Consider the following 15,127-nt stretch of genomic DNA (forward strand, 5'->3'; position numbering starts at 1 on the left):
GAGCGTGCGCGCTCAGGAACCGCCTTCTTGTGATGTGCCCCACAACGGGGCCTCCTCCGCTCGTCCCGGCGTCAGGCGGCGGTTCTCGTCGGGAGCGGCTTGCCGTACCAGAGTTCGATCAGACGGGCCGCGATCGAGATGCCGTAGGGCGGGAGCACCTCGCCGGACTCGAAGGCGGCGCGCAGTTCGTCGCGGGAGAACCAGCGGGCCTCGTGGATCTCGTCGCCGTCGACGTCGATCTCGGTCGTCGTGGCGCGGGCCAGGAAGCCCAGCATGAGGCTGGACGGGAACGGCCAGGGCTGGCTGGCGACGTACTCGACCTGCCCGACGGTGACGCCGACCTCCTCGTGGACCTCGCGGCGCACCGACTGCTCGATGGACTCGCCCGGCTCGACGAATCCGGCGAGCGTCGAGAAGCGGCCCTCGGGCCAGTGCACCTGGCGGCCGAGCAGGATGCGGTCGTCGTCGTCGGTCACGGCCATGATCACGGCCGGGTCGGTGCGCGGGTAGTGCTCGGCGCCGCAGGCCGGGCAGCGGCGGATGTGGCCGGCCGCGGCGATGACGGTGCGCTCGCCGCAGCGGGAGCAGAAGCGGTGGGTGCGCTGCCAGTTCTCCAGACCGACCGCGTGCACCATCAGGCCCACGTCACGCGCGGACAGCAGCAGGCCGGCCTCGCGCAGGCCCGCCGGGCGCGCGGACTGGTCCATCCGCCCGGGCAGGGCGTCCTTCTGGAGGGCGAAGTAGCTGACGCCGTCCTCGTCGATGCCGAGGAAGTAGCGGTGCGCCTCGGTGAGGGGGGCCTCGAAGGAGGGCGTCATGACGAGTTCGGTGCGCCCGTCCGCCGTCTCGTCGATGAGGACCTGGCCGCCGGAGACCACGAAACAGCGCGTGGACGGGTGGCTCCACGCCGCCGCGAGCCAGGCCTCGTCGAGCCGGTGGTGCGCGGCCCGGTCGATGCCGCTCGGGGCGGTGAGCGAGATGGGTCGGTCGGCGTTGTGGTCGGTCCAGGTGGTCACGGGTGCTTCCAACTCCCCCGGTGGAACGGTTGGGTTCGGCGGCTGTTCGGCGGGATGTGCGGCGGCGCGCTGTGCGGTGGGAGGCGACCGGGTTTCCGGCGGTCTCGTGCGGTGCGGGACGGTTCTTCCAGTGTGCCCCGCGCGCCCGGCCGGTCCGGACGGCGGCGGGGCTCAGGGCGCGTGACGCCAGTGCTCGGCGAGGTCACCCCACAAATACGCGGTGGTCTCGACGCCCTTGAGGAGCAGATCCAGTTCGACCTTCTCGTTCGGCGCGTGCCAGCCGTCGGAGGGCACGGAGATGCCCAGGAACAGCACCGGGGCGCCCAGGACGTCCTGGAGGTCGGCCGCGGGCCCGGAGCCGCCCTCCCGGGTGAAGAGCACGGGCTTGCCGAAGGCCCGGCCCATCGCGCGGACGACCGACTGCAGCGCCGGGTGGTCCAGCGGCGTCAGACACGGGCGCGTGGCCCCGCTGAACGTGATCTCGGAGCGGATCCCCGCGGGCACCTGCTCCTCGGCCCAGGCGCGTACGGCCTTCTCCACGCGGTCGGGGTCCTGGCCCGCCACCAGCCGGAACGACAGCTTCACCAGGGCGGAGGACGGGATGATCGTCTTGCTTCCCGGCCCCTGGTAGCCGCCGCCAATGCCGTTGACCTCCGCGGTGGGGCGGGCCCAGACGCGCTCCAGGGTGGTGTAGCCGGCCTCTCCCCGGGTGGTGTGCGACCTGGCCGCGCGCAGCCACTGCCGCTCGTCGAAGGGCAGCTCGGCGAAGAGGGCGCGCTCGCGGTCGGTCAGTTCGACGACGCCGTCGTAGAAGCCGGGGATCGCGACGCGCTCGTACTCGTCGTGCAGCGCGGCGACCAGGCGGGCGGCGGCCGTCGCCGGGTTGGGCACGGCACCGCCGAAGGAACCGGAGTGGATGTCCTGATCGGGTCCGTACAGGCGTATCTCGCACTCGGCCAGGCCGCGCATGCCCGTGCACACGGTGGGGGTGTCCTCGGACCACATGCCGGTGTCGGAGACGATCACGGTGTCGGCGGCGAGCCGCTCGGCGTGCTGCTCGACCAGGGCCCGGAAGTGCGGCGAGCCGGACTCCTCCTCGCCCTCGATCAGCAGCTTGAGGTGCACGGCAGGGGCGGTGCGGCCCGTGGCGGCGAGGTGGGCGCGGACCCCGAGGGTGTGGAAGAAGACCTGGCCCTTGTCGTCGGCCGCCCCGCGCGCGTAGAGGCGGTCGCCGCGGACCTCGGGCTCGAACGGGTCGCTGTCCCAGCCGTCCTGCCGGGCGGCGGGCTGCACGTCGTGGTGGCCGTAGACCAGCACGGTGGGCGCCCGCGGGTCGTCGGAGGGCCACTCGGCGTAGACGGCGGGCGCGCCCGGGGTCGGCCAGACCTCGGCCGTCGGGAAGCCGGTCTCCGTCAGCTTGGCGGCGAGCCAGTCGGCGCTGCGTCGTACGTCGGGCGCGTGGTCGGGCTGGGCCGACACCGACGGGATGCGCAGCCACTCGGCGAGGTCGTCGAGGAAGGCGGCGCGGTGCTGCTGGATGTACGTACGGACGACGCTGTCCGGGGTGTCGCTCATGGTCACGAGCCTATCGGCCCGCACCGACGTCCTCGGAGTGCGGTTCCTCACCGAAGTCCGCCCCCGAGGGCTCCTCCAGCAGCAGCCGCTCCAGCGCGGCCCGGCCGGGCAGGTGCCGCGGGCGCACGACCTCCCCGCCGCGCACGTACAGGAACGCAGCCGTGACCTTCTCGGGGGGCACGCCCTGCTGCTCGGCCCAGGCGAGGCGGTAGACGGCCAGCTGCAGCGGGTCCGCGGTGCGCGAGCGGCTGGTCTTCCAGTCGACGATCTCGTACGTCGCGTCCGGGCCGTCGCCTTCCTTGTAGACGGCGTCGATCCGGCCCCGGACGACCCGGCCGGCGATCGCCAGCTGGAAAGGGGCCTCCACCCGGTAGGGCGTGCGGCGTGCGTATGCGGTGCGTTCGAAGGCCTCCTTGAGCGCCTCGAGATCCCGCTCGTCGGCGATCTCGGCGTCGCTGCCGGGCAGCTCCTCCGGTTCCAGCAGGGGCAGGGTGAGCTCTTCGAAGCGTGCCTCGACCCAGGCGTGGAAGCGGGTGCCGCGGCGTGCGGCGGGCTGGGGCGGGCGCGGCATGGGGCGGGCCAGCTCACGCGCGAACCCGTCCGGGTCGGCGGCCAGGTGCATCAGCTGGGAGGCCGTGAGCGACGCGGGGAGCGGCACCTCGGTGACACGGTCGCGGGCGCGCAGCAGCTCGCCGGTGAGCGCGTCGAGGTCGCGGTCCCAGGAGGCGACGGTCCGGGCCTCCTCCGGGGTGAGGGTGGGGTGGCCCCCGGGGCGGCCGGTGCCCGGTGGGGAGGCCTGGTGGGGGACGGTGGCGCGGCGGTCGGCGGGCCGGCCGCCGGCGGCCGCCGCAGTCCCGCCGGCGGACTCCTGGCCGTCCGCGCAGGGGGCGTCCTCGTACGGGTCCGCCGCGTCGAACGGGGCGTCGTCCTCGTACGGGAACTCGTCGTCCTCGGGCGGCGGGGGCCATTCCGGGTCGTCGAGGGCGTCGGGGTCGTGCACGGCGGCGGGGCGGGCGTCCTCGTGGGACGCGAGGTCCTCCAGGTGGGCCAGGACGGTCTCGGCGGCCGCGCGGCGCCGGGCCAGGGCCGCGGAGTCCAGGGGCAGCGGCCACACCTGGTCCGCGGTGGCCTGGTGCAGGACCGGGTTCTCCTCGTCCTCGGCGGGTTCGTCCGCCCAGGCCTCGATCTCGCCGTGTCCGGCCTCGCAGTGCTCGTAGAGGGCCCGGAGGAACGGGGACGGGCCGCGGCGCTTCTTCTGGGTGGGGCCCCACCAGTGGCCGGAGCCCAGGAGCAGGGACCGGGGGCGGGTGAAGGTGACGTAGCCGAGGCGGAGTTCCTCGGTGTGCTGGTGGTCCTTCATGGCCTCGTGGAACGCCTTGAGGCCCCTGGCGTCCCAGGAGGGCACGTCGGGCAGGGTGTCGGCGTCGCCGCGCAGCGCGTGCGGCAGGACCTTCCCCTGTGAGGTCCACTTCTCGCGGCCCTGGCTGCTGGGGAAGGTGCCGGTGACCAGGCCGGGGACGACCACGACGTCCCACTCCAGCCCCTTGGACTTGTGGGCGGTGAGCACCTTGACGGTGTTCTCGCCGCCGGGGAGCGCGTTGTCGAGGCCCTTCTCGTACTGGGCGGCGGTGCGCAGGAAGCCGAGGAAGGCGAGCAGGGTCGCCTCGTTGTCGCCGGCGGCGAAGGACGCGGCGACGTCCAGGAAGTTGGACAGGGTCTCGCGGCGCCGGGCGGCCAGGGCGTGCGGGGACGCCGACAGCTCGACCTCCAGGCCGGTGACGGCGAGGACGCGGTGCAGGACGTCCATCAGCGGGTCGGCCAGGGAGCGGCGCAGTTCGCGCAGTTCCGTGGCGAGCCGGGCGAAGCGCACGCGCGCGTCGGGTGAGAAGGGCAGTCCGTCGTCGTCCCCGCGGCCGTCGAGGGGCGTCTCGAGGAACGTGTCGAGCGCGTCCGCGAGCGAGATCACCTCGGCCGGGTCGACCCCCTCGACGGCCTCGGCGAGACGACGGTCCGGGTCGTCGTCGCCCTCCACGCGCGCGTGGGACACGAGCAGCCGGGCGCGCCGCCCCAGCAGGGCGAGGTCGCGGGCGCCGATGCGCCAGCGCGGCCCGGTCAGCAGGCGCACCAGGGAGGCGTTGGCACCGGGGTCCTGCAGGACCTCGCAGACGGCGACGAGGTCGGCGATCTCGGGCAGGTGCAGCAGTCCGGAGAGGCCGACGACCTCGACGGGGACGTCCCGGGCGACCAAGGCGCCCTGGATCTCGGCGAAGTCGGTGGCCGTGCGGCACAGCACGGCGATCTCGCCGGGGGCCGTCCCGGTGCGGACGAGGTGGGCGACGGAGTCGGCGGCCCAGTCGATCTCCTCCGCGTGGGTGCGCAGGAGGGCGCAGCGGACCATGCCGTCGCGTTCGGCGCCGGGGGCGGGGCGGAGGGCCTCCACGCCCGCGTGCAGGGCGCGCAGGGGCTCGGCGAGGCCGTTGGCGAGGTCGAGGAGGCGGCCGCCGCTGCGGCGGTTCTCGCTGAGCGCCTGCCGGGTCGCGGGGCGACCGTCCGCGTGGGCGAAGTGCTCGGGGAAGTCGTCGAGGTTGGCGACGGAGGCACCGCGCCAGCCGTAGATCGCCTGGCAGGGGTCGCCGACGGCGGTGACCGGGTGGCCGGTGCCCTCGCCGAACAGGCCCGCGAGCAGCACGCGTTGGGCCACCGAGGTGTCCTGGTACTCGTCGAGCAGGACCACCCGGAACTCGTCGCGCAGGGCCCGGCCCACTTCGGGGACCTTCGCCAGCCGTGCGGACAGCGCGATCTGGTCACCGAAGTCGAGCAGGTCCCGCTCGCGCTTGGCGGCCCGGTAGCGGCTCACCAGCTCGGCCAGTTCGCGGCGGGCGGCGGCCGCTTCGGGCACCTTGCGCAGGTCGGCGTTGGTGAGCTTGGCGCCGCCCAGCGTCAGCAGCAGCTGCGCGTCGTACGCGCGCAGGGCCTCCGGGCGGACGAGGTGCTCGGAAAGTTCGGCGTCCAGGGCGAGGAGGTCGCCGACGAGGTCGGGGAAGGACCGGGTGAGTGCCGGGTAGGGGCCGGGCGACTCGCGCAGCACGCGCGCGGCGAGCTGGAAGCGGGTGGCGTCGGCGAGCAGCCGGGACGTGGGCTCCAGGCCGATGCGCAGTCCGTGGTCGGTCAGCAGGCGCCCCGCGAAGGCGTGGTACGTCGAGATCACCGGCTCGCCCGGTGGGTTGTCCGGGTCGATGACGTCCGGGTCGGTGACGCCGGCCTTGATCAGGGCCTTGCGGACGCGCTCGGCGAGTTCGGCGGCGGCCTTGTTGGTGAAGGTGAGGCCGAGCACCTGCTCGGGCGCGACCTGGCCGGTGCCGACCAGCCACACCACGCGCGCCGCCATCACCGTCGTCTTGCCCGAACCGGCTCCGGCCACGATCACCTGGGGGGCGGGCGGCGCGGTGATGCAGGCCGTCTGCTCCGGGGTGAAGGGGATGCCGAGGAGCTCTTTGAGCTGTTCGGGATCGGTGATACGGGCTGGCACATCCGAGAGGCTAGCGGCGGACACTGACAGCAGGGGCCGGATCAGCCCTTCGGGAGGGAAGAACCGCAGGTCAGCACAGATGGTGCGATGGGTCACTCGACCGAGCGGCGGCCTCTTCGCCACCGTGGTCACTCGACCGCGCGACGGCCTCTTCGCCACCGCTGGCCACGGCACTGGCCGCCGGCCCCTCGGCCCCGGGTGGTCACTCCACCACGTGACGGCCCTCCTGGCGCGCGCTGCACGAGGCCCGGAACGCGCAGTGGGTGCAGTGCTGCCCCGCGGTCGGCGTGAACCGCTCGTCGAGCACCTTGCCGGCGGCCGTGGCCAGCAGGTCGCCGACCCACTCTCCCCGCAGCGGCTCCTGGGCCTGCACCTTGGGCAGGCTCTCCCCGCCGTCGCGCCGGGCGGCGCCCTGGCGCAGGTGCACGAGTTCGGCGCCGCCCGGCTCGGGGCGCACGCCGTCGAAGATCTCGTCGACGGCACCCTCCCGGACGGCGAGCTGGTAGACGGCGAGCTGCGGGTGCCGCTCCACCTCCTTGGACGTGGGGGCCTGCTTGCCGGTCTTGAAGTCGACCACGTAGGCGCGGCCGTCGCCGTCCGCCTCGACCCGGTCCATCTGTCCGCGGATGCGCACCTGGTAGTCGCCCGCTTCGAGGGTGACGTCGAAATCGTGCTCGCTGGCCACCGGGGTGCGCCCGGAGCGGTCCATCACGTGCCACTGCAGGAAGCGTTCGAGCGCCACGCGCGCGTTGTCCTTCTCCTGCTCCGACTTCCAGGGCGCGTCGAAGGCCAGGGCGTTCCACACGGAGTCGAGCCGTTCCATGAGGACGGAGAGGTCGGCGGGGGTGTGCCCGGAGGCGACCTCGTCGGCGAGGACGTGCACCACGTTGCCGAAGCCCTGCGCGACGGTCGCGGGCGCGTCGGCCTTCACCTCGCGGCCCAGGAACCATTGCAGGGCACAGGTGTTGGCGAGCTGGTCCAGGGCGCTGCCGGAGAGCACGACCGGCTGGTCGCGGTCGCGCAGCGGCACCTTGGACTCGGTCGGTTCGAACATGCCCCACCAGCGGTAGGGGTGGGCGGACGGCACCAGGGGGCGGCCGTCCTCGTCGGCGAGGGCGGCGAGCCGGGCCAGGCGCCGGGCGGCGGCCTCCCGGAGGGCGTCGGAGACGCGCGGGTCGACCGTCGTGGCGCGCAGTTCGGCGACCAGGGCGGCGACCGACAGCGGCCGGCGCGGCCGTCCGGTGACGTCCCTGGGTTCCACACCGAGCTCGGTCAGGAAGCGGGAGGGCTGGTCGCCGTCGTCCGCCGGGGCCTTCACCGCGGTGACGACGAGCCGTTCACGCGCGCGCGTGGCGGCCACGTAGAACAGGCGGCGCTCCTCGGCGAGCAGCGCACCGGGGGTGAGCGGTTCGGCGAGACCGTCGCGGCCGATGCGGTCGGCTTCCAGGAGGGAGCCGCGGCGGCGCAGGTCGGGCCACAGGCCCTCCTGCACGCCCGCGACGACCACGAGACGCCACTCCAGGCCCTTGGAGCGGTGCGCGGTCATCAGGCGGACGGCGTCGGGGCGTACGGCACGCCGCGTGAGGGTGTCGGCGGCGATGTCCTCGGCGTCGATCTCCTCCAGGAAGTTCAGCGCGCCCCGGCCGCCGGTGCGCTCCTCGGCGCGGGCCGCCGTGGCGAACAGCGCGCAGACGGCGTCCAGGTCACGGTCCGCGTTGCGCCCGGCCGCGCCGCCCCGCCGCGCGGCCCGCTCCAGCCGTCCGGGCCAGGGCGTGCCCTCCCACAGGTCCCACAGGGCCTCCTCGGCCGTACCGCCGCCGGCCAGCCGTTCCCGGGCCTTGCGCAGCAGCGCGCCGAGGCGCTGGGCGCCCCGCGCGTAGGTGGGGTCGTGCACGGTGAGCCGCTCCGGCTCGGCGAGCGCCTGCGCGAGCAGGACGTCGGAGGGCGGCGGGAGCGGGTTGCCCGCGGCCCGCTCCTCGTCGCGCAGGGCACGGCCGAGACGGCGCAGATCGGCGGCGTCCATGCCGGCGAGGGGTGAGGTGAGGAGCGTGAGGGCGGTCTCGGTGTCGAGCCAGCAGGCGCCGGTCTCGCCCGCGGCGCTGTGACCGGAGTCGCTCCCGCTTCGGCTTCGGTCTCCGTCCGGTCCGGTGCCGGCGCGGGAACCGGCGTCGGCGCCTGCGTCGGCCCCCGCGTCCTCGTCGGGGTCGGGGTCGGGGTCGGGGTCAAGCCCGGAGCCGGGGGCAGGATCCGAGGCCCGGCCGGGGACGGAAGCGTCCTCCGGCCTCCCCACCACATCCCCGGAAGCCCCCGGAAGCCCCGCCTCCGCCGCCTCCGCCGTCGCCACCGCGCGCAGCGCGGTCAGCAGCGGTGCCACCGCCGGTTCGTGCCGCAGCGGCACGTCGTCACCGTCGACGTCCACGGGCACGCCCGCCGCCGTCAGGGCCCGGCGGACCGTGGGGACGGTGCGGGAGCCCGCGCGCACCAGAACCGCCATCTCGCTCCACGGGACGCCGTCCTCCAGGTGGGCCCTGCGGAGGATGTCGGCGATGTTCTCCAGCTCCGTCCCGGACGTCGGGTACGTGTACGCCTCGACGCGCCCGCCGTCCCGCACGGGGGCGAGTTCCCGATGGGCCCGCACCTTCTCGGCGGGCAGCCGGGTCAGCGGCATGCGCTGCGTCAGCAGCCGGGTCGCGGCCAGCAGCGCGGCGCCGGAGCGGCGGGACGTGCGCAGGACCGCGACGGGCGCCGGGCGGCCGTCCGCGCGCGGGAAGACGTGCGGGAAGTCGAGGATGCCGTTCACGTCCGCCCCGCGGAACGCGTAGATCGACTGGTCGGGATCACCGAACGCGACGAGCGTGCGTCCGCCGCCGGCCAGCGCGCGCAGCAGCCGTACCTGGGCGGGGTCCGTGTCCTGGTACTCGTCGACGTAGACGGCGTCGTACCGGTCGGCCAGCCACGCGGCGACCTCGGGGCGGTGGGCGAGGAGCACCGCGCGGTGGACGAGTTCGGCGTAGTCGATCACGCCTTGGAGGTCGAGCACGTCGAGGTACTCGGCGAGGAAACCGGCCGCCGCGCGCCAGTCGGGGCGGCCCGTGCGGCGCGCGAAGGCGTCCAGGGCGTCGGGCCCGAGGCCCAGTTCGCGGCTGCGGGCGAGGACCGCGCGGACCTCGTCGGCGAAACCGCGGGTGGTCAGGCAGGCGCGCAGTTCGTCCGGCCAGCGCACGTGCGCGAGCCCGAGCCGCTCCAGGTCCACCTGGCCCGCCAGCAGCTCCCGGACGGCGACGTCCTGCTCGGGCCCGGACAGCAGCCGCAGCGGCTCCACGAACAGGTCGCTGTCCTGGTGGGCGCGGACCAGGGCGTAGCAGAACGAGTGGAACGTGGTCGCCTGGGGGGCGTGGGCCGCCCCGGTCCGCAGGGCCATGCGGTCGCGCAGCTCGACGGCGGCCTTGCGGCTGAACGTCAGCACCAGGACGCGCCCGGGGTCGCCGCCCCGGGCGATCCGCTCGGCCACGGACTCGACGAGCGTGGTGGTCTTGCCGGTGCCCGGGCCCGCGAGGACGAGCAGCGGGCCGGCCGCGTGGTCAACCACGGAGCGCTGCGCGGCGTCCAAAAGAGGGGGGTCCACCCGGGCGGGAGGGGTACGTACCAGTCGGTAAGCGCCATGGTTCCCCCGCCGTACCCGGGGGTGCGACAGGCCGCTGGTGGAGGAAGAGGAGCTCAATGGTTCGCCGGTCCTGGTGGATGTACTGGTTGGCGGGTCACCGCGCGCGTGGCGGGCGGTGACCGCGGGGTGACGGGGACGCGTGCTGCCGACGCTACGCCGACGGGTGCGGCGGAAGCAGGCTTTCCCCTTCTTCCCGCCGGTCACTCGCGGCACTCCCGGCGCGCGGCTCCCTCGTCTCACGAACGTACGTCATGCCCCCGGTGTGCCTCGATTCCCCCGTCCGGATCACGGGCCACACGGCGGGGCGTGCGATGCCGGAAGCTGTCAGGTGTGACCCTCCGCGCGTTCGCCGCCGTCCCACCGCGCCCGTCTCATGTCGATGCGCGGCAGGTGCCCCTCGGCGGCCCGGCTCGCCTCTTTCAGGGGCGTGCCCTCCGCGCGGTAGTGGCCGAGCGCCCGCTGTTCGTGTCCCGGGAGCAGCACGCCGTCCGCGCGGACGACACGCCACCACGGGACGGCTCCCCCGTAGAGCGCCATCACCCGGCCCACCTGGCGCGGACCGCCCTCCTCCAGCCACTCGGCCACGTCCCCGTAGGTCATGACCCGGCCGGCCGGGATCAGTTCCGCGACGTCGAGCACCCGCTCGGCATAGGGGGGCAGCGCTTCCCCGGGCTCGTGGGGAACGTCCTCGTACCCCGCACGGGCATCCTGCGGACGGGTGTCCTCCGGAAGGCTCTGCTCGCTCATCCGTCCCATCCTGCCCCACGCCACCGACAACGGGACGCGCGCGATCCCGAGCGTTTCCTTCGCCCCGCGCCAGCGCGTCGGGCAGACTGGCCGACCCCGCATGTGCACCCTGATGCCCCCGTGTGTCGGTGTGGCATGCCACCATCGTGCGGGCGGTGACCGGTGATACGAGACCAAGAAGAGACGATGAAGCAGCAGGGTGCGCACCCCGAGGACACGGAGGGCACCGCTGACGCATCGTCGCGTCCGGATACCGGGGACGGCGGTGTGAAGGGCCCGGGCAAGAAGGCCCGGACGGCCGCCGGCGAGCCCGACGTCGCGCACATCGACGAGGTGGAGGGCGACGAACCGCTGCTCCCCGCGCGCGTGCACCGCCCGTCGGATCTGATGCGCCTGCTGGTGGGCGTGCTCGCCGTGGCACTGCTGATCGGCATCGCCGCGTTCGCGCACGGCACCACCTCGGGGCTCGAACAGGACATCAACAAGGGCACCGGACAGGCGCCCGACCTGCTCATCAAGATCGCGGGGCTGGCGTCCAGCATCGCGATCCTGCTGGTGCCGGTCGCCTTCGCGATCGAGCGGCTGATCAAGCGGGACGGGCTGCGGATCGCCGACGGCGTCCTCGCGGCCGTCCTCGCGCACGGTGTGACGCTCGCCACGGACCTGTGGGTCGCCCGGGCCGCCCCCGACTCGATCCAGGAGGCGCTCACCCAGCCGTCCCCCGGCGACATCAACGCGCTGACCGACCCCGTGCACGGCTACCTGGCGCCCGTCATCGCGTACATGACGGCGGTCGGCATGTCACGCAGACCGCGATGGCGCGCGGTGCTGTGGGTCGTGCTGCTCCTCGACGCCTTCTCCATGCTCGTGACCGGGTACACGACCCCGTTCTCGATCATCCTGACCGTCCTGATCGGCTGGACCGTCGCCTACGGCACGCTGTACGCGGTCGGCTCGCCCAACGTCCGGCCGACCGGCCAGACCCTCATGGCGGGTCTGCGCACCGTCGGTTTCCACCCGGTCAGCGCCTCCCGTGAGGACCACTCGGACAACCCGGACACCGGCGACCGCGGGCGGCGCTACTTCGTGACCCTGGAGGACGGCCCGCCGCTGGACGTGACGGTGGTCGACCGCGAGCAGCAGGCGCAGGGCTTCTTCTACCGCGCCTGGCGCAACCTGACCCTGCGCGGCTTCGCCACCCGCAGCAGCCTCCAGTCGTTGCGGCAGGCCCTGGAGCAGGAGGCGCTGCTGGCGTACGCGGCGATCGCGGCCGGCGCCAACGCGCCCAAGCTGATCGCTACCTCGGAGCTGGGGCCCGACGCGGTGATGCTCGTCTACGAGCACAGCGGCGGCCGCACCCTCGACTCGCTGCCCGACGAGGAGATCACCGACGACCTGCTGCGCGACACCTGGCACCAGGTGAAGGCACTGCAGTCCCGCCGCATCGCACACCGCAGGTTGGTGGGCGACGCGATCCTGGTGGATCGTTCCGGCACGGTGATCCTCACCGACCTGCGCGTCGGCGAGATCGCGGCCGGTGATCTGCTGCTGCGGATGGACATCTCCCAGCTGCTGGTGACGCTCGGCCTCCGGGTGGGCGGCGAGCGGGCGGTCGCCTCGGCGGTGGGCGTGCTCGGCCCGGACGCCGTGGCGGACTGCCTGCCGATGCTCCAGCCGATCGCGCTCAGCCGCTCCACGCGCGCGACGCTGCGCAAGCTCGCCCGGGAGCGGGCACAACGCGAGCGCGAGGCGGTGCTGGAGGCGTCCCGGCAGGCCAAGCAGGCGCGCCTGGAGGAGCACGCGGACGAGACCGTGCCCGTCCTGGAGAAGCCCGGCAAGAAGGCCGTGCGCGCGGAGCAGCGGGCCGAGAAGCGGGCGATCGACGAGGCCCTGGAGGAGGCGCGCGAGGAGGATCTCCTCACGCAGATCCGGCACGAGGTGCTGCGCATCAGACCCCAGGCCCCGGTCGAGCCGGCCCGGCTGGAGCGGGTCCGGCCGCGCACACTGATCAGCTTCATCGCCGGCGCGATCGGCGCGTACTTCCTGCTGACACAGCTCACGCACATCGAGTTCGGGCCGCTCATCGCCAACGCCGAATGGGGCTGGGTCGCCGCGGCCGTGCTGTTCTCGATGGCCAGCTACTTCGCGGCGGCGATGGCGCTGCTGGGATTCGTGCCCGAGCGGGTGCCGTTCCTGCGGACGGTGGCGGCGCAGGTCGCCGGATCGTTCGTCAAGATCGTCGCCCCGGCGGCGGTGGGCGGTGTGGCACTGAACACGCGCTTCCTGCAGCGCGCGGGCGTGCGCCCGGGGCTCGCGGTGGCGAGCGTGGGCGCGTCGCAGCTGTTCGGGCTCGGCTGCCACATCCTGATGCTGCTGTCGTTCGGCTATCTGACCGGCACCGAGAAGACCCCGTCGCTGTCGCCCTCCCGCACGGTCATCGCCGGTCTGCTGACCGTGGCGGTGCTCGTGCTGGTGGTGACGTCGGTGCCGTTCCTGCGCAAGTTCGTCGTCACGCGCGTGCGGTCGCTGTTCGCGGGCGTCGTGCCGCGCATGCTGGACGTGCTCCAGCGGCCGCAGAAGCTGGTCACGGGCATCGGCGGCATGCTGCTGCTGACGGCCTGCTTCGTGATGTGCCTGGACGCGTCCATCCGGGCGTTCGGCGACGAGTCGACCTCGATCAGCATCGCCAGCGTCGCCGTCGTCTTCCTCGCGGGCAACGCCCTCGGGTCCGCGGCACCGACGCCGGGCGGTGTCGGCGCGGTCGAGGCGACCCTGACGGTCGGCCTGATCGCCGTCGGGCTCCCCAAGGAAGTGGCGGCACCGGCCGTCCTGCTGTTCCGTCTGCTGACGCTGTGGCTCCCGGTGCTGCCGGGCTGGCTGGCCTTCACCCACCTGACCCGCAAGCAGGCCCTCTGACGCCGTCCGCGCCCGGCTCCTGATCGGCTACTGCCCGGACCGGGTCCCGGACAAGGCGACCCGCCCGTCCCTCCTCCCTCATACGGCACGCGTCCCGCGCGTCCCGCTGCGGGCCGCCGCAGGATGGAACCATGCCAACCCTCCTCCGGCTGCGCGCCACCGCCCTGACCGCCACCGCCGTGCTGCTGTCCGCCGTGCTGGCGGGCTGCGGGGGTGACGACACCCAGGACGAGGACCTCACCCGGCAGGAGCTGGACTGGAAGGCCTGCCCGGCCCCGGACGAGGCACAGGGCGGGGGCACCGCGCCCTCCCCGCTGCCGGACGACGGCGCATGGCAGTGCGCCACCCTCAAGGCGCCCCTCGACTGGGACGAGCCGGAGGGCGACACGATCGGCCTCGCACTGATCCGGGTCAGGACCACCGGCAGCGCGAGCGAGCGCATCGGCTCACTCGTCTTCAACTTCGGCGGCCCCGGCGGCTCGGGCGTCAAGACCCTGCCCGCCTTCGCGGAGGACTACGGGACCCTGCGCACCCGCTACGACCTGGTCAGCTTCGACCCGCGCGGGGTCGGCCGGAGCGAGCCCGTGATCTGCGAGAACGACCAGCAGCTCGACGCGTACTTCCAGCAGGACGCGACCCCCGACGACCGTGCGGAGCGAACCCTGCTGCTGGACAACACCAAGGACTTCAACGACGCCTGTGAGAAGAACTCCGAGAAGATGCTGCCGAACGTGCGCACCACCGACGCCGCCCGCGACCTGGACCTGATGCGCCAGGTCCTCGGCGACGCCAAGCTGCACTACTTCGGTTTCTCCTACGGCACCGAACTCGGCGGCGTCTACGCCCACCTGTTCCCCCGGCGGGTCGGCCGTGCGGTCTTCGACGCCGTCGTCGACCCCACGCAGAACTCCGAACAGGGCTCGCTGGGTCAGGCCGAGGGCTTCCAGCTCGCGCTGGACAACTTCGCCGAGGACTGCGTGTCGAAGACCGAGGAGTGCCCCCTCGGCGACAGCGCGCAGGACGTGAAGGACCGTATCGCCAAGCTGCTGAGGGACCTCGACCGCAAGCCGATCCCGGGCGTCTTCCCGAGGGAGCTGACCCAGACCGCGGCGACCAACGGCATCGTGCAGGCGCTGTACTCGCAGGAGTTCTGGGAGTACCTCACCGAGGGCCTGCAGCAGGCGTACGAGGGCGACGGCAGCACCCTGCTGCTGTTGTCCGACTCGATGAACGGGCGCAGCGAGAACGGCGAGTACGACAACTCGACCGCCGCCCACACCGCCATCAGCTGTGCGGACACCAAGGCGCGCTACGACACGGCCTTCGTCGAGCGGAGACTGCCCGCGTTCCGGGCGGCGTCGCCCCTGTTCGGCGACTACCTGGCCTGGGGCATGATCGGCTGCACCGACTGGGCCGTGCCGGGCGCCGCCGAGCACCCGGACGTGAGCGCGCCGGGTGCCCCTCCGATCCTGGTCATCGGCAACACCGGCGACCCCGCCACCCCGTACGAGGGCGCGAGGGCGATGGTGAACGCGCTGGGCGAGGGAGTCGGCGTCGAGCTGACGTACCGGGGGCAGGGGCACGGCGCCTACGACAGCAAGAACAAGTGCGTGCAGGACGCGGTGCACGGCTACCTGCTGGACGGGAAGGTGCCGCCGGCGGGGACGGTCTGCACCTGAA

7 protein-coding genes are annotated in these 15,127 nt (G+C 73.8%); 2 read left to right on the top strand and 5 right to left on the bottom strand.

Features of this window, described 5'->3' with window-relative positions; genetic code table 11:
• Nucleotides 1-71: 71 nt before the first annotated feature.
• From nudC to ACF07N_RS08025, 5 genes are all read right to left on the bottom strand, one after another.
• Nucleotides 72-1,016: an NAD(+) diphosphatase gene (nudC, locus tag ACF07N_RS08005; RefSeq protein ID WP_383324043.1), complete on the bottom strand. Its 945-nt coding sequence runs from the start codon at nucleotides 1,014-1,016 to the stop codon at nucleotides 72-74.
• 171 nt (nucleotides 1,017-1,187) lie between these two features.
• Complete coding sequence (locus ACF07N_RS08010) at nucleotides 1,188-2,591, bottom strand: dipeptidase (protein ID WP_392109716.1); 1,404 nt, start codon at nucleotides 2,589-2,591, stop codon at nucleotides 1,188-1,190.
• 10 nt (nucleotides 2,592-2,601) lie between these two features.
• Nucleotides 2,602-6,120, bottom strand: a complete 3,519-nt coding sequence (locus ACF07N_RS08015) for a UvrD-helicase domain-containing protein (protein ID WP_392109719.1) — start codon at nucleotides 6,118-6,120, stop codon at nucleotides 2,602-2,604.
• 202 nt (nucleotides 6,121-6,322) lie between these two features.
• Nucleotides 6,323-9,841, bottom strand: a complete 3,519-nt coding sequence (locus tag ACF07N_RS08020; protein ID WP_392109722.1) for an ATP-dependent helicase — start codon at nucleotides 9,839-9,841, stop codon at nucleotides 6,323-6,325.
• A gap of 267 nt (nucleotides 9,842-10,108) precedes the next feature.
• The gene (locus ACF07N_RS08025) at nucleotides 10,109-10,531 is read right to left on the bottom strand and encodes an MGMT family protein (RefSeq protein WP_383324055.1); all 423 of its coding nucleotides are present in this window, start codon (nucleotides 10,529-10,531) and stop codon (nucleotides 10,109-10,111) included.
• Between the two features lie 186 nt (nucleotides 10,532-10,717).
• Between ACF07N_RS08025 and ACF07N_RS08030 the strand changes: the two genes are divergently transcribed.
• Both ACF07N_RS08030 and ACF07N_RS08035 read left to right on the top strand, forming a co-directional pair.
• On the top strand, nucleotides 10,718-13,447 hold the full coding sequence (locus ACF07N_RS08030; protein WP_383337406.1) for a lysylphosphatidylglycerol synthase domain-containing protein: 2,730 nt from the start codon (nucleotides 10,718-10,720) through the stop codon (nucleotides 13,445-13,447).
• A 131-nt stretch (nucleotides 13,448-13,578) separates the two neighbouring features.
• Nucleotides 13,579-15,126 carry an alpha/beta hydrolase gene (locus ACF07N_RS08035; RefSeq protein ID WP_392109727.1) on the top strand — a complete coding sequence of 516 codons (1,548 nt, stop codon included), beginning with the start codon at nucleotides 13,579-13,581 and terminating at the stop codon, nucleotides 15,124-15,126.
• Nucleotide 15,127: the final 1 nt, after the last annotated feature.

Source organism: Streptomyces sp. NPDC015242, from assembly GCF_043079125.1.
Taxonomy (GTDB): Bacteria; Actinomycetota; Actinomycetes; order Streptomycetales; family Streptomycetaceae; genus Streptomyces.